The organism is Vibrio hepatarius (assembly GCF_011806575.1).
In the GTDB taxonomy this organism is placed as follows: Bacteria; Pseudomonadota; Gammaproteobacteria; order Enterobacterales; family Vibrionaceae; genus Vibrio; species Vibrio hepatarius_A.
This window is the reverse complement of the sequence record NZ_JAATOO010000004.1, coordinates 67,200-82,852: the sequence shown is the minus strand read 5'-3', so window position 1 is coordinate 82,852 and position 15,653 is coordinate 67,200. Positions and strand designations below refer to the sequence as shown.

The window sequence follows — 15,653 nt, the reverse complement described above, 5'->3', positions numbered from 1 at the left end:
TTTTGCTTTGTCATCATGCTAGTTTTCTCATTTCAATAGGCCGTTATTCTGACAAAAGTATATTGACCTAAAGGTGAACAACGATGATTAAGAAATGGCTTCTAGTAATGGTGTTGATGGCGGCAAGCCCGTTTAGTTTGGCGGAAAGTAGCGAGCAAGACCCCAAATACCAAGGTATTGAGATAACCGTGAATGTAAACCAAGCGTCTGCACAAGAATTGGCTGACTTATTGGTCGGCATCGGGATGAAAAAAGCAGAAGCAATCGTAGAGTACCGCAACCAGCACGGTAAGTTCGAAAATGTTGATGCTTTAGTCAACGTCAAAGGGATAGGGGAGGCGTTGTTAGAACGTAATCGCGAACGAATTAAGTTGTAGAATTATCAAAAAGGGCGCATAGCGCTCTTTTTTCTATTTGAGGCAAATCCTTCCTAGCACCCTCTGGCGAATACCACTATAATTTCTCGCCGAACAAGAACAGCAAGTTTGCTGAGCAGTAACTAAGGTGGAGTAAAACATGTCGTCTCATACACCAGTCGTGACCGTTGATGGCCCAAGTGGTGCGGGTAAAGGCACTCTTTGTATGCTTCTTTCGAAAAAGCTAGGTTTTCATTTACTAGATTCAGGTGCTATTTATCGTGTCCTTGCTCTTGCAGCGATTCATCACGGTGTAGACTTGGAATCAGAAGACGCTCTCGTCCCTCTAGCAACCCATTTAGACGTACAGTTTATTGCTGAAGGTGACCTAGTAAAGGTGATCTTGGAAGGTGAAGACGTATCAGGTGAGCTCCGTAAAGAAGAAACGGGTATGGCTGCTTCTAAAGTGGCAGCGTTGCCGAGAGTTCGTGAAGCTTTGTTACGTCGTCAGCGTGCGTTTGCAGAAGGTATTGGCCTTGTTGCAGATGGTCGTGATATGGGTACGGTTGTTTTTCCACAAGCTGAAGCAAAAATCTTCCTTGATGCCAGCGCTGAAGAGCGAGCGAATCGCCGCCTGAAACAGTTGCAAGGCAAGGGTTTAGATGTTAAATTTGACGACCTTTTGCGCGAGATCCAAGAGCGTGACGATCGAGATCGTAACCGCCCAGTAGCGCCATTACGCCCTGCTGAGGATGCGCTGTTGCTCGATTCTACTACGATGAGTATCGACGAAGTGGTAGAACAGGCACTACAATATATTGAATCTAAACTAGTCGCTTAGGCGCCTAGATAGAGCGTTGGTCGCAAGGATGATGACCGGCGAATTTAATAACCCCACGCGGTAGGATACCCGTGGACGTTTAATTTATTGAAGATTAAATAAATGACTGAATCTTTTGCTCAACTCTTTGAAGAGTTTCTAAACGAAACAGAATTCCAACAAGGCAGCATCGTTAAAGGTACTGTAGTAGCTATCGAGAACGGTTTCGTTCTTGTTGACGCTGGTCTTAAGTCTGAATCTGCTATCCCTGCTGAACAGTTCAAGAACGCTGCTGGCGAACTTGAAGTTGAAGTTGGCGCTGAAGTAGACGTAGCTCTAGACGCTGTTGAAGATGGTTTCGGTGAAACTCAACTTTCACGTGAGAAAGCTAAGCGTCACGAAGCTTGGATCGTTCTTGAGAAAGCTTACGAAGAAGCTGAAACTGTTGTTGGTATTATCAACGGTAAAGTTAAAGGCGGTTTCACTGTTGAACTAAACGGTATCCGTGCTTTCCTTCCTGGTTCTCTAGTAGACGTACGTCCTATCCGTGACACTGCTCACCTAGAAAACAAAGAGCTAGAGTTCAAAGTTATCAAACTTGACCAGAAGCGTAACAACGTAGTTGTTTCTCGCCGTGCAGTTATCGAATCTGAAAACAGCGTTGAGCGTGATGAGCTACTAGAAAGCCTACAAGAAGGTGCTGAAGTTAAAGGTATCGTTAAGAACCTTACTGACTACGGTGCGTTCGTTGACCTAGGCGGCGTTGACGGCCTTCTACACATCACTGACATGGCTTGGAAGCGCGTTAAGCACCCTTCTGAGATCGTTAACGTTGGTGACGAGATCCAAGTTAAAGTTCTTAAGTTCGACCGTGAGCGTACTCGCGTATCACTAGGTCTTAAGCAGCTAGGCGAAGATCCATGGGTAGCAATCGCTAAGCGTTACCCAGAAGGTCACAAACTATCTGGTCGCGTTACTAACCTAACTGACTACGGCTGTTTCGTTGAAATCGAAGAAGGCGTTGAAGGTCTAGTACACGTTTCTGAAATGGATTGGACTAACAAGAACATCCACCCATCTAAAGTTGTTAATGTTGGCGACGAAGTTGAGGTTATGGTTCTTGAAATCGACGAAGAACGTCGTCGTATCTCTCTAGGTCTGAAACAGTGTAAAGCTAACCCATGGCAATCTTTCGCTGAAGCGCAAGCTAAAGGCGACAAAGTTACTGGTAAGATCAAGTCTATCACTGACTTTGGTATCTTCATCGGTCTAGACGGCGGCATCGACGGTCTAGTTCACCTATCTGACATCTCTTGGAACGTTCCAGGTGAAGAAGCAGTACGTGAATACAAGAAAGGCGACGAAATCTCTGCAGTAGTTCTTGCAGTAGACGCTGAGCGTGAGCGTATCTCTCTAGGCGTTAAGCAAATGGAAAACGACCCATTCAATGCTTACGTAGCTGACAACAAGAAAGGCACTCTAGTTAACGGTACTGTTACTGCAGTAGACGCTAAAGGCGCAACTGTTGAGCTAGAAGACGGCGTAGAAGGTTACATCCGCGCTTCTGAAGTTGCTCGCGACCGCGTAGAAGATGCTTCTCTAATCCTAAGCGTTGGTGACAGCGTTGAAGCGAAGTTCACTGGTGTAGACCGTAAGAACCGCGTAATCAACCTATCTATCAAAGCTAAAGATGAAGCTGAAGAGCAAGAAGCAATGGCTTCACTGAACAAAGCAGATGATGCTTCATTCGGTAACGCAATGGCTGACGCTTTCAAAGCAGCTAAAGGCGAATAATTTAATCGCTTTTAAGAAAAAGGAGCCGTAAGGCTCCTTTTTTATGTTCAGTTGAAACACCAGTGGTAATACCAATCAGTGCAAAGTATTCATATAAGTTGTATTTCTTGTTGGGCAAATTGGTTAAACTCTGTCTAAAATTGAAGGCAAGTGTTTGTTGGAATTGGTATTACTTACTATAATAAGTGATAAATTACTCTATGAGGGAAACTATGACTAAGTCTGAGCTAATCGAACGACTCTGCGCTGAACAAACGCACCTTTCAGCAAAAGAGATTGAAGATGCTGTAAAAGACATTTTAGAGCATATGGCTTCAACATTAGAAAGTGGAGACAGAATCGAAATTCGTGGTTTCGGTAGTTTCTCTCTCCATTATCGCGAACCTCGAGTAGGGCGTAACCCCAAAACAGGTGATAAGGTAGAGTTGGAAGGTAAATACGTACCTCACTTTAAGCCAGGTAAAGAGTTACGTGAGCGCGTAAACATCGACTAAATGTCGAAAAAGTACATATGAAATAGCGGCATACTGTAGGTATGCCGTTTTTTTATTTATTGATTTACCGAGATAACCATGGTTTGTTCAGTGCTTTTACTGCATAATCGTAACAGCTAATTTTTCTCAGGTGATGGATTATGAAAATTATAAAAATCGTTATCGTATTGGCTTTATTTTTAATTGCACTGGCCTTAGGTTCTCAAAACCAAGAAATCGTGAATTTTAATTACTTGGTTGCTCAAGGTGAATTTCATCTTTCTACTCTTCTAGGCAGTGTATTTGTCATCGGTTTCGTACTGGCATGGACTATCTTTGGCAGCTTGCATCTAAAATCACAGCTCCAAGTGCGCAAACTTAAGAAACAAGTGAAAAAGCTTTCTCCCGCGATTAGCGAGTCCGAGCAATCTAAAGCTTAAAATAGGTTATAGGTAGGCTGTTCACTCGATGCTAGAAATACTGTTCTTGTTACTACCAATCGCAGCCGCATACGGTTGGTACATGGGCAATCGCAGCGCCCAGCAAGACAAGCAGAAACAATCGAATCAAATCTCTCGCCAATACGTGACGGGACTTAACCTGCTGCTATCAGATCAGTCTGATAAGGCGGTTGATCACTTTATCGAGCTGCTCCAAGTCGACAACGAAACGATCGATACCCACTTAGCTTTGGGTAACTTGTTCCGCTCGCGAGGAGAAGTAGACCGCGCGATTCGCATTCACCAGAACTTAATTTCTCGTTCTGGTCTCACTATCGACCAAAAAAATATCGCACTGCAGCAGTTAGCCAAAGACTATATGGCATCAGGCTTTCTTGACAGAGCGGAAAAGATTTTCGAGCAGTTGGTCGACGAACCAGATCACAAAGAAGCCGCACTGACCCAGTTAGTTCTTATCTACCAGCAAACGCGTGAATGGGCGAAGGCGATCCACTACGCCACCATCTTAGTTAAGCTAGGACGTACACGCATGCGCAATAGTATCGCCCATTTCTGGTGCGAACTGGCGATGCAAGAAAAAGCCGAAGGCAATGAAGCTAAAGCGCTGCAACACTTCAAGAAAGCGTTGTCTGAAGATCCTAAGTGTGTTCGGGCAAGTATTGCGTTGGGTAAGAGTTACCTAGAAAACGAAGATTACCAAAACGCGATCAAGTACATGGAGATGGTGCTTGAGCAAGACAGCGAAATGGTGAGTGAAGTCCTGCCGACTCTCGCCGACTGCTACTACCATTTAGGGCGTGAAGACGAGCTGCTCGACTTCCTACGCCAGTGCATTGTTGCTAAAGCTGGGGTATCTGCAGAATTGATGCTTGCTCAATTGGTTGCGCAGCTAGAAGGTACAGGTGCTGCACAAGAGTTGTTAACCCGCCAGCTTGTTAAGAATCCAACCATGAAAGGTTTCTATCGCTTGATGGATTACCATCTCGCAGAAGCGGAAGAGGGCCGAGCGAAAGCGAGTTTGGCAACCTTACAGAAACTGGTTGGCGAACAGTTAAAAGTCAAACCGCACTACCGTTGTAGGAAGTGTGGTTTCTCCACCCACTCAATGTATTGGCACTGTCCTTCGTGTAAAGGGTGGGGGACGATCAAACCAATCCGCGGATTGGATGGTGAATAGTTTTTTATGCAGCTGACAGAGTTTCTGTCCGCTGCATTTTTTTAGCCTTTTGTTTTACAGAAACCAAAATAGTTAGGAGATGAAATGATCGACCAAAAAGTTATTGTCGCATTGGATTATGACAACCAAGCAGATGCGCTTGCGTTTGTAGATAGAATTGATCCTGCGTCATGCCGCCTGAAAGTTGGCAAGGAGATGTTTACACTATTTGGTCCTGATTTCGTTAAAGAGTTACACAAACGTGGTTTCTCGGTATTTCTTGATCTTAAATTCCATGATATTCCAAACACTTGCTCAAAAGCGGTTCGTGCAGCGGCTGAGATGGGCGTTTGGATGGTGAATGTACATGCGAGTGGTGGTGAACGCATGATGACGGCATCTCGTGAAATCCTAGAGCCTTATGGCAAAGACCGCCCGCTGCTTATCGGTGTCACGGTGTTAACCAGTATGGAACAGAGCGACTTGGCAGGCATCGGCTTAGATGTTGCGCCTCAAGAGCAAGTGATTCGTCTTGCTACGTTAACTAAGAACTCAGGCCTTGATGGCGTGGTGTGCTCCGCGCAAGAAGCGTCGATGCTTAAAAGCCAGTTAGGTCAAGAGTTTAAACTCGTGACACCGGGCATTCGTCCGGCAGGTGCGGCCGTTGGTGACCAAAAACGTATTATGACGCCGGTTGACGCGATTCAAGCGGGTTCAGATTATCTGGTTATCGGTCGACCAATCACTCAAGCAGCTGACCCCGCCGCGGTATTGGCAGAAATTAATGCGACACTGAGTTAATTATTTACGCTGCAGATTTAAACTGAAAGGCCCGCTAAATGTGCGGGCCTTTTGCATTTTTAAAGCATTAGATTGCGGTTTGAGGGACGCCGCTGTGGAACTTGAAATCTTCATCAGTTGAAGAGATAAGCGAGGCCTCTAGTTCACCAAAGAACTGAACGCGCTCTGAGATATCTTTTCCGGCAATTTCTTCCGCCAGAGTTAGGTAATCTTGATAGTGACGAGCTTCTGAGCGTAGCAGCGATACGTAAAACTTCGCGATATCATCGTCCATATGCGGCGCCAGTTTGGCAAATCGCTCACACGAGCGTGCTTCTATATATGCACCGATAATCAACTTGTCTATCAGTGTTTGTGGTTCGTGCGTCGCCATTTCTGACAACATCCCCTTGGCGTAGCGACTGGCTTGTACTGGCTCATAAGCGATATCACGGCTGTCCATGATCTCTAATACTTGGTAGAAATGGTGCAGTTCTTCTTTAATTAATAGCACCATTTTATCAATCAAATCTTGGCTATAAGGTGAGTTTGATTTCGCCATGATAGCTTTGGAAATATTGCTTTTCCCCTTCAGTGTTTCAAGGCTGCCAGTTTTTCTATATGCGAAATCTTCGTATGGCTTAAACCAGTCGAGCAAGTTGTGGGCACTGCTTTTGTCGACGGCATACTTACGGATCAAATACATTGCCGATTGACCGGCTTTCAGCTCACAAAGCAAATGGTCAATGAGGACCGTTTTTAAATTTTCAGGCTTCTTAGCTTCATCTATCCAAGCGTCAGGTGTCGAGCATTGAAGAAAGTTGTTTATCGGTTCTAGCAGTGAGTCGTACGTTTTTAGGTCAATCATTGCGCCACTAATACAAATCGAGGTGTAGAAATAGAAAAGGCCGCATCAGCGACCTTTAAAGATGAAATTGAGGCAATTATATTACCATTTTTTCTTTTCACCAAAGATAACGTTCATGTCGTCCTGGCGTTCTTTATCTTCACGAATATGCAGTTCTTGAGCTTGCTTGTTCTGGCGAGAAAGTTCTAGTTCGTCGTGCATGCTCTGAAGCTTTTCACGCGCTTGAACAGAGTAGTTATCGTTCTTTGTGCTAAGTGCATCCAAACCTTTACGCAGGAGCTGCAGTGCAGTTCCTGGCTGACCGCGAACGGTTGCTTCTTTTGCTCTTTTGATAACATTTTCGATATTGATACGGATTTGGATCGTCTCTAAGCGTGAATTTTCTGCCACATACGCTTGAGTCTCGAAACGACCCTTATTGTGTTCACTGCGGATAGTGTCGCGCAGGCGCTTGACGAGCTTCAGCATCATGATTGCTTGCTTGTCGTTACTCGGAACTTTAAAGCTCATACCCTCGTTAACCGGGTAGTTTTCCTTAACTTGTGCAATCTGTTGCTTTACATTCTCGACGCGTTGTGCAAGTTGTTTGTTCTTCGGATCCAAGTCCAACATGCTTTGCAGCGCATCAAGAATACGTGTGTTTAGACATAGAATCAGTTCTTTGCTGTACGGAATATGATTAGCATGACCGATCAACTCTTCGGTCGCGTCGATGATTTGGATATAGCGCGAGCTTTCTTGCTTTTTCGCAGTTTCAACTTTGACCTTGTACTGCAACATGACGTTATAGCCAAGAACTAGAGCTAGTAATATGACGACTAAAGCTATGATTAAACCAATATACATAAATTCCGTATCTTTTCGTTTCCGGTGGCTAGCAAATTAGGATACACGATACTGCCAACGCTCTACACTGATTTTTGTATTATTACTCATGAGCTAGCAATTTCGAAATCAAAAACCTACCTAGTTTATAGAGAATGAGGAATTGATTGCAAATTCCCAACATTGTTTTCGGATCTTTCCGGCTTTATCACGTGATTCTAGACAGGACTATCAATTTTCTGCTGGAGGCGTTATAACTAAATATTATAAAATATGATGTCATAATCGTGGTGAGTCGCTAAGGGAGTGCGAGTTAGGAATGAAGTTACAGCAATTGAAGTATATTGTTGAGGTCGTTAACCACAACTTAAATGTGTCAGCCACCGCTGAAAGCCTGTACACCTCGCAGCCTGGGATCAGTAAGCAGGTACGTTTACTTGAAGATGAGTTGGGTATTCAAATATTCGAGCGCAGCGGCAAACACCTCACACAAGTTACTCCCGCTGGCGAAGAGATCATCCGCATATCGCAAGAGATATTAGCGCGAGTCGAGAGCATTAAATCGGTTGCCGGTGAGCATACTCATCCAGACATGGGAACGTTGAATATCTCTACCACTCACACCCAAGCACGTTACGCGCTCCCAGAAGTTATTAAAGGCTTCACTGCCCGCTATCCAAAAGTCACGTTACACATGCATCAAGGGACGCCTACACAGATGTCTGAATCTGTCGCCAAAGGCACTGCGAACTTTGCGATTGCTACCGAAGCGCTACACCTATACCAAGACGCGATTATGCTGCCTTGTTATCACTGGAGTCGCTCGATTGTCGTGCCTAAAAATCATCCTTTAGCGACTAAACAGAAACTGAGCGTTCAGGACTTAGCGTCTTATCCGCTAGTGACCTACATTTTTGGTTTCTCAGCGGGTACTGAACTCGATAACGCATTCCATCAACACGGTTTAACACCACGCGTTGTCTTTACCGCAACCGATGCCGATGTGATTAAAACATACGTACGCATGGGATTAGGTGTGGGTGTGATTGCCAGCATGGCGATTGATAAAGAGCTCGATTCTGATTTGGTTGTGCTGGACGCCAGTCATATCTTCGGTCGCACTACCACCAGTATCGGTTTCCGACGTGGCACGTTCTTGCGCTCTTACATGTACGACTTTATGGAGCGTTTTGCGCCCCATTTAACCAGACCTGTTGTTGAACAAGCAGTATCGCTAAAGTCGAATGCGGAAATCGAAGAAATGTTCAAAGATATTGAGCTACCTTTTCGCTAGATAGATGTATCTTCTGCATGCTTAAGTCGTTAGCGCGTTTTCTTATTAACGCGCGTTGGCTAGAATAGCCCATCAGTAGGGGGAAGCATGCAGCAACAATTTCAAAAACTCGATTCTGTTTTAAGTCGCTATCAATCATTTTGGCGTTTTGAACCATTCTTTCAAAGTCTAAGCCTAGATTTACCTTGGGTTGAGCAGTTTCCCCAGCTATGCGAGTGGCTGAGCTCGCTATCTAATCAGCAAATTGAATTTTATAAACAGCACAATGAAGAACTGGAACATGAGCTTGCTCGCGTGTTGCCAGAAATGCTTATCCTTTCTGAACTCACTTCGCTTCAACGATTGGCTTTAAATGGTATTAAGCTGCCTCGAGGCGTTGATGCAGGGATCCCGGGGAGAAAGCTAGAGCAAATCATTTCAATGAGCGAAGCCTCGATTACGCATCACGCAGGTAGTGAATGGCTTGAATGGTGCTCAGGGAAAGGTTTTCTTGGCAGGATATTAGCCAGCCAGAGCCTGCAGTCTGTCACTAGCTTTGAGTTTCAAGCAGCCCTGTGCCAATCGGGGCAAAAAGAAGCAGACAAACAAGGTTTACCAATGCACTTTGTGCAAGGTGATGCGTTATCAAACGATGCTGCCTCCGTGATGAACTCCAATCAGCATGCAGTCGCGTTGCACGCGTGTGGCGATCTGCACGTATCGTTGATTCGCCACGGTTGTCAAAAAGGACTACCAGCGATGACGATTTCACCTTGCTGCTATCACCTTATCCAAAACGACAGTTATCAACCTCTTTCGACTGTCGCTAAAGCGTCCGCTCTGACACTCTCCAAAAATGAACTGCGCATCCCGTTACAAGAAACAGTCACGGGCGGTGAACGAGTTAAGCGACATCGTTACCAAGAAATGAGCTATCGGCTCGGCTTTGATTTATTGCTGCGTTCGGAATGCGGTTTCCAGCATTATGAACCTGTTCCGAGTATCAAGAAATCATTACTAGCTGAAGGCTTTGATGCTTTTTGCCAATGGGCAGCGCAGCAGAAAGGGATAACGCTTCCTAAGCTTGACGCAGAACATTATTTGAGGCTTGGCAAAGCTCGCTACTGGCAAATGGAGCGCGTGAGTTTGGTGCAGCAGATTTTTCGACGAGCATTAGAACTGTGGTTGGTGCTTGATAAAGCTATCTACCTTGAAGAGCAAGGGTATAAGGTAGAGGTCAACGAGTTCTGCTCCAAGCAAATCACTCCACGCAACATATTGATCCAAGCGGTGAAAGTCTAACTCTACCCATCTCTGATTTTGTTTATATCTTGTTAAATCCTGCTTCCCTTTCTAGCAAGTTATTGGTAATAATGATTTATGCGTACATAAAGTGCGCAATTCATATAAAAAACTATATAACGATATTTGCACACAACATCATATTGCTGAAATCAAGGAGTTAAGATGAAAGCAGGAAAAGTCATTGCGACCGCAGTTCTAGCCGGCGCAACCCTACTGGCTTCGACAAGTATCATGGCAAAAACTGCCAAAGTTGCCGTTTCACAGATTGTTGAACACCCAGCGCTCGATGCAACCCGCCAAGGGTTGATTGATGGCCTTAAATCAAAAGGATATGAGCAAGGTAAAAACCTCGATTTTGACTACAAAACCGCACAAGGTAACCCTGCTATTGCGGTTCAAATTGCACGCCAGTTTGTCGGCGAACAGCCGGATGTGCTAGTTGGTATCGCGACACCAACCGCACAAGCATTGGTTTCTGCAACTCGTACTATCCCAGTGGTATTTACCGCCGTTACAGACCCTGTGGGCGCTAAACTGGTTTCAAGTATGGAACAACCAGGTAAGAACGTGACGGGTCTATCCGATCTCTCGCCTGTTGCTCAGCACGTTGAGCTAATCAAAGAAATCCTGCCAAACGCAAAATCAATTGGTGTTGTATTTAACCCGGGCGAAGCGAATGCTGTTGCTTTGGTGGAACTACTAAAACAAAGCGCTGAAGCTCAAGGCCTGAAAGTGATTGAAGCAACGGCGCTGAAAAGTGCAGATGTACAGTCGGCAACTCAAGCGATTGCTGAAAAATCAGACGTGATCTACGCACCAACGGATAACACGGTAGCCAGCGCGATCGAGGGTATGATCGTTGCGGCAAATCAAACAAAAACGCCGGTTTTGGGCGGTGCAACGTCTTATGTTGAAAAAGGCGCGATTGCGAGTTTGGGTTTTGACTATTACCAAGTTGGCGTTCAAACCGCAGACTACGTAGCGGCGATTCTTGAAGGCGCGGCACCTGGTTCGCTAGATGTTAAAGTTGCGAAAGGGTCAGACCTAGTCGTGAATACTAGTGCAGCTAAGATGCTTGGTGTGACAATTCCTGACTCGGTTTTAGACCGCGCAACCAGCGTGAAGTAAGCCTCTAAGAAGGAGAACACAGAGACGTGTTCTCCTTTCCTCTAGCAGAAAAGGGAGTTTGTATGTCTGCTTTTGCATTTTTTGGTGCGCTGGAGATTGGGCTACTTTACGGCTTAGTTGCTCTTGGTGTTTACCTTACCTTCCGTGTTCTTGATTTCCCCGATTTGAGTGTTGATGGCAGTTTCCCAATGGGGGCGGCAGTAGCAGCAACGGCGATTGTTTCCGGTATCAATCCTTGGGTTGCGACGGGTATGGCGATTATTGCCGGTGGTATGACGGGGTGGGTCACTGCATTTCTTGCTGTACGTTGTGGCATTTTGCATCTGTTAGCTTCTATTTTGACGATGATTGCTGCGTTTTCGATTAACATTCGTATTATGGGGCGTCCAAACGTCGCGCTACTGGGCGAAGAAACCATCCTGACTCCGTTTGAGTCGATGGGTGACCCTATGCTGATGCGTCCGTTGGTCATCGGTTTACTGGTCTTGATTTCCGCTTGGTTTGTGGTTCGTTTGCTCAACAGTGACTTCGGTCTAGGCTTGCGCGCGACGGGTGTTAACGCTCGCATGGTGAAAGCTCAAGGTGCAAGTACCGCGTTTTACACTTACTTTGGTTTAGCACTGTCGAACGGTTTTGTTGGTTTTTCTGGTGCCTTGTTTGCGCAAACCAACAGTTTTGCCGATGTGACATCTGGTGTAGGTACGATTGTTGTTGGTCTCGCGGCGGTTATTCTTGGTCAAACGCTAATTCCAGGCCGTAAGATATGGGTGGCTGTACTCGCGGTTATTCTTGGTTCGGTGTTGTACCGTTTGGCTGTCGCATTTGCGTTAAGTTCAGGCATGTTCGGTCTACAAGCTTCTGATTTGAATTTGGTTACGGCGGTATTGGTAGCGTTTGCTCTGATTGCTCCGAAGCTTAAAGGAAACTTAAAAGCAAAAAAGGCTCTCGCGCCTGAATCAGGTGCCAGCGGAGTAAAACCAAGTAAGAAATCAGGAGATGTGGCATGATTCGTCTGGAAGATATCCAAGTAACCTTTAACCCAGGTACCATTTTGGAAAACAAAGCGCTTAGAGGTGTCTCGCTGGAAGTGCCTGAGCACGAGTTCCTGACCGTAATTGGTTCCAATGGCGCGGGTAAGTCCACCTTATTAGGTGCGGTGACGGGTGAGACACCGATGATTGGTGGTAAAGTGATCATCGATGAGCTTGACGTTACTCGCCAAAGTGTTGACCAACGAGCGAAGCAGTGCGCGCGCGTGTTCCAAGATCCGCTAGCGGGAACGTGTGGCGATTTGACCATTGAAGAAAACATGGCGCTTGCCTACATGCGTGGTAAAAGACGTGGCTGGAACTTGTCGCTCTCTTCTCAGCGCAGAAAACTGTTTCAGGAGCGAATCAGTATTTTAGGTTTGGGTTTGGAAGACCGATTGGGTGACAGTATTGGTCTGTTGTCTGGTGGTCAGCGACAAGCAGTCAGTCTTGTGATGGCGACGCTATCAGACAGTAAACTGTTGCTACTCGATGAACACACCGCGGCACTTGATCCAAGAATGGCGGCATTTATCATCGATCTAACCAAAAAAATTGTTAAGGAGTTTAACCTAACAGTCATGATGGTGACTCACTCGATGAAAGACGCGTTAGCTTGTGGAGACCGAACCGTGATGCTTCACCAAGGCGAGATTGTGCTTGATGTAGCGGGCGAGCAACGTGCAAATATGCAGGTCGCTGACTTGCTGGAGATGTTCTCGAAGGTGAGAGGTGAAGAATTGGCCGACGATAGCCTGCTACTAAACTAAGAATTTAATGGCATTATCGTGTCAGAAAATTCTCAAATTTCGTGGCATAGTTTAGAATAATGGCCCATTTCCTGTCAGGATATGGGCTTTTGTATTTTCTTCCGCACAGGGTAAAGCGATTTAATGCAGTTTACGAGACACTTCAGTCTAGGGTTCGTAGTTTCAGCGCCAGCGTTATTGTCATTGGTGATTGTTGCGCTGATCTTGAGAAACCATATCGATACCGTGAATCGAGAAATCGATGACGCGTACCGATGGATTGAAACATCGCTTATCCGTGCGACAAAGATCATTACGGTTTTGGACTACAGTTTTAGTAACTACTCATATCCAGACTCCGACCTGCTCTCTGAGCACAGCAAAAACATCAACGACAACGTCTGCCAAATGTGGCCAATCGACAAGTCGTTGCTGCGTGAAGACAATCACGCTGAAAACGTTCCGATTGATGTCAAATATCTGATTGTTGGGGAAAAGGAACTGTGTGACGAGCAGAGTTACCTTTATCAACGAGCTTCAGAACAAGTGTCTATCGCACCAGTGTTGTCATTTTTGCATGATATCGATGACTATCTGTATGGGGTGCACTACATCGATAAAGAAGGCTATTTGATGTCAGCTCCTGTGACGTATGCTAAAGGGGTAAATGCGGAACTACTGGCGACCATCAAAGCTCGCTCAGCATGGCGCGAAACGTTGCAAAACGGCGATGTGATTACTTTGCTCGGCCCAAACCCGTTGATTGGTACCAGCAAACGCGTGTTTTACATGATGATGCCAGTTTATGTACAAGGCGAACATCAAGGGGTGCTCTCGCTCGATATCTCTGCTGACATTTTGCTAAACAATTACAGCAATCTGGTGACGGGCTCTATCCGAATGATAGATGTGTCCGCGCAAGAGATTCCCGAAAACTCAGTCCACATTAAACCGATTGAAATTGAAGGCGTGCATAGTAATCACTCATTGTATTACGAACTAGATTTGGTTAAGGAAACCAAGTTCTTTTTTTATGAAGAGCGCTACAACTTAACAGTGATCCTGATCCTATACGGTTTGTCGGTGCTGACCCTTTTCTATATCAATACGAGAGTTGAACGACGCCACTTTAAAGAGCTTGCGGCGAAAGACCCAATGACGGGATTGCTGAATCGTCGTGGTCTAGAGGAATACATTGCTACCGCGAGTAGCAACCAATATGTCGCCCTTGCCGTTTTGGATATCGACAACTTTAAATCAATTAACGACAACTACGGTCATGACATGGGTGACAACGTGATTTGTTATGTCGCAGACCAGATCGCCAGTAGTACCCGTGACAGCGATGCGGTTGCCCGATTTGGTGGTGAAGAGTTCGTGATCTATTTACGTGGCCGTGACCAAGAACAATTGATCGCGACGCTAGAGCGAGTGCGTACCATTATTGGTCAAGAGTCTAAACGTATCCTAGACGCGGGGTTTACGGTTTCTGGCGGTGTGGTTGTGACCAGTTATGAAGAGAGCCGCGACTTTGATAAGTTATTCAAAGCCGCAGACGAAAAACTTTATATTGCCAAAACGACTGGCAAAGATAAGTTGGAGTGCTAAGCGGCGATCAGTCGCTTTTGGTACTCAGTAATATGCGCAACAATCGGCTCCGCTTTGTTGTAGGTGCGGATTTCGCGGAACAAGTCCGCCGCTTCTGAATACTCTTGACGTAAGTAAGAGAACCATTGTTTGACGCGGTTCGGATAGTAGAGCCCCTTGTCACCTTTCATTTCGTACTGAGAGTAAACCAGTAGCAGTTTTACTACTTCATCCCAAGGCATTTTACTGTGATTGTGCTTGACCACGTTGCCCAAGTTAGGAACGTTAAATGCGCCGCGGCACACCATCAATGAGTCTACACCCGTTGTTTCAATACAAGCCTGACCATCCTGATAGTTCCAGATTTCGCCGTTGGCAATCAATGGAATAGAAAATCGCTGACGGATCTGGTTAATGTAATCCCATTTAATTTCACTGGCTTTGTAGCCGCCTGTCTTGGTTCGAGCATGCACAGTTAACTCATTGGCGCCCGCTTGTTCAACCGCGTCAACAATTTCAAAGCAATCTTCTGGATTGTCCCAACCAAGGCGAATCTTGGCTGTGACCGGAATGGAGTCAGGTACCGCTTGACGACACGCTTTCACGACGTTATGAATCAGTTCTGGATGTTGTAAAAGTGCCGCGCCGCCTTTGCTTTTATTGACCAGTTTTGCCGGACAACCAAAGTTAAGGTCGATGCCACGCGCGCCTAAGTCTGCTGCGCGAATTGCGTTTTCTGCCATCCAGTTCGGGTCTTGACCGAGTAATTGAATATGCACAGGTACGCCAGATTTGGTTTGTGAACCTTGATGTAATTCAGGGCAAAGACGATGAAATACGTGATCAGGGAGAAGTTGATCGACGACGCGGACAAACTCAGTGACACATAAATCATAGTCATTGATATCTGTCAGGATCTCTCGCATCAAATGATCTAACACGCCCTCCATCGGGCCCAGCACTACTCGCATACAAACATACCTCTGTTTAAGGAGGCGTGATTTTAGAGTGTCACGAAGCAAATGTCACTTTCGATACCTAATTCGGTCG

At 45.7% G+C, this 15,653-nt stretch carries 16 protein-coding genes; 13 read left to right on the top strand and 3 right to left on the bottom strand.

All coding sequences use genetic code 11. From position 1 onward, the window contains the following. Nucleotides 1-83 precede the first annotated feature (83 nt). The 7 genes from HCZ42_RS04160 (at nucleotide 84) to pyrF (ending at nucleotide 5,861) form a co-directional block, all read left to right on the top strand. Complete coding sequence (locus tag HCZ42_RS04160) at nucleotides 84-377, top strand: ComEA family DNA-binding protein (protein WP_167419494.1); 294 nt, start codon at nucleotides 84-86, stop codon at nucleotides 375-377. Between the two features lie 139 nt (nucleotides 378-516). Beyond that, on the top strand, nucleotides 517-1,197 hold the full coding sequence (gene cmk / locus HCZ42_RS04155) for a (d)CMP kinase (RefSeq protein ID WP_167419493.1): 681 nt from the start codon (nucleotides 517-519) through the stop codon (nucleotides 1,195-1,197). 102 nt (nucleotides 1,198-1,299) lie between these two features. Next, entirely contained in the window at nucleotides 1,300-2,970 is a 1,671-nt protein-coding gene (rpsA, locus tag HCZ42_RS04150) for a 30S ribosomal protein S1 (protein ID WP_167419492.1), read from the top strand. 212 nt (nucleotides 2,971-3,182) lie between these two features. Next, nucleotides 3,183-3,464: an integration host factor subunit beta gene (ihfB, locus tag HCZ42_RS04145; protein WP_053408205.1), complete on the top strand. Its 282-nt coding sequence runs from the start codon at nucleotides 3,183-3,185 to the stop codon at nucleotides 3,462-3,464. A 140-nt stretch (nucleotides 3,465-3,604) separates the two neighbouring features. Next, entirely contained in the window at nucleotides 3,605-3,883 is a 279-nt protein-coding gene (locus HCZ42_RS04140) for a LapA family protein (protein WP_053408204.1), read from the top strand. A 28-nt stretch (nucleotides 3,884-3,911) separates the two neighbouring features. Continuing rightward, on the top strand, nucleotides 3,912-5,081 hold the full coding sequence (gene lapB, locus HCZ42_RS04135; protein WP_167419491.1) for a lipopolysaccharide assembly protein LapB: 1,170 nt from the start codon (nucleotides 3,912-3,914) through the stop codon (nucleotides 5,079-5,081). A gap of 84 nt (nucleotides 5,082-5,165) precedes the next feature. Continuing rightward, nucleotides 5,166-5,861, top strand: a complete 696-nt coding sequence (gene pyrF, locus HCZ42_RS04130) for an orotidine-5'-phosphate decarboxylase (protein ID WP_167419490.1) — start codon at nucleotides 5,166-5,168, stop codon at nucleotides 5,859-5,861. A 67-nt stretch (nucleotides 5,862-5,928) separates the two neighbouring features. Here the strand turns inward: pyrF and miaE are convergent, their stop codons facing one another. Together miaE and HCZ42_RS04120 are read right to left on the bottom strand one after the other, a co-directional pair. Then, a complete protein-coding gene (gene miaE, locus HCZ42_RS04125) occupies nucleotides 5,929-6,708 on the bottom strand; it encodes a tRNA isopentenyl-2-thiomethyl-A-37 hydroxylase MiaE (RefSeq protein ID WP_167419489.1) in 780 nt (259 codons plus the stop codon). An 81-nt stretch (nucleotides 6,709-6,789) separates the two neighbouring features. After that, entirely contained in the window at nucleotides 6,790-7,554 is a 765-nt protein-coding gene (locus HCZ42_RS04120) for a DNA repair protein (protein WP_167419488.1), read from the bottom strand. 298 nt (nucleotides 7,555-7,852) lie between these two features. On the opposite strand from HCZ42_RS04120, the gene cysB reads away from it, so the two are divergent. The 6 genes from cysB (at nucleotide 7,853) to HCZ42_RS04090 (ending at nucleotide 14,624) form a co-directional block, all read left to right on the top strand. After that, a complete protein-coding gene (gene cysB / locus HCZ42_RS04115; protein WP_167419487.1) occupies nucleotides 7,853-8,827 on the top strand; it encodes an HTH-type transcriptional regulator CysB in 975 nt (324 codons plus the stop codon). Nucleotides 8,828-8,914: 87 nt separating this feature from the next. Next, nucleotides 8,915-10,108 carry a methyltransferase gene (locus HCZ42_RS04110; RefSeq protein WP_167419486.1) on the top strand — a complete coding sequence of 398 codons (1,194 nt, stop codon included), beginning with the start codon at nucleotides 8,915-8,917 and terminating at the stop codon, nucleotides 10,106-10,108. A gap of 165 nt (nucleotides 10,109-10,273) precedes the next feature. Next, on the top strand, nucleotides 10,274-11,239 hold the full coding sequence (locus HCZ42_RS04105) for an ABC transporter substrate-binding protein (protein ID WP_167419485.1): 966 nt from the start codon (nucleotides 10,274-10,276) through the stop codon (nucleotides 11,237-11,239). Between the two features lie 62 nt (nucleotides 11,240-11,301). Then, nucleotides 11,302-12,246 (top strand): ABC transporter permease, encoded by a 945-nt coding sequence (locus tag HCZ42_RS04100; protein ID WP_167419484.1) that lies wholly within the window; start codon nucleotides 11,302-11,304, stop codon nucleotides 12,244-12,246. Then, nucleotides 12,243-13,037 carry an ABC transporter ATP-binding protein gene (locus tag HCZ42_RS04095; RefSeq protein ID WP_167419483.1) on the top strand — a complete coding sequence of 265 codons (795 nt, stop codon included), beginning with the start codon at nucleotides 12,243-12,245 and terminating at the stop codon, nucleotides 13,035-13,037. Before HCZ42_RS04100 ends, HCZ42_RS04095 begins: the two co-directional genes overlap by 4 nt. Nucleotides 13,038-13,160: 123 nt before the next feature. Continuing rightward, complete coding sequence (locus HCZ42_RS04090; protein WP_167419482.1) at nucleotides 13,161-14,624, top strand: sensor domain-containing diguanylate cyclase; 1,464 nt, start codon at nucleotides 13,161-13,163, stop codon at nucleotides 14,622-14,624. On the opposite strand, the gene dusC is transcribed toward HCZ42_RS04090, so the two are convergent. Then, on the bottom strand, nucleotides 14,621-15,574 hold the full coding sequence (dusC, locus tag HCZ42_RS04085; RefSeq protein ID WP_167419481.1) for a tRNA dihydrouridine(16) synthase DusC: 954 nt from the start codon (nucleotides 15,572-15,574) through the stop codon (nucleotides 14,621-14,623). The genes HCZ42_RS04090 and dusC overlap by 4 nt on opposite strands. Between the last annotated feature and the right edge of the window lie 79 nt (nucleotides 15,575-15,653).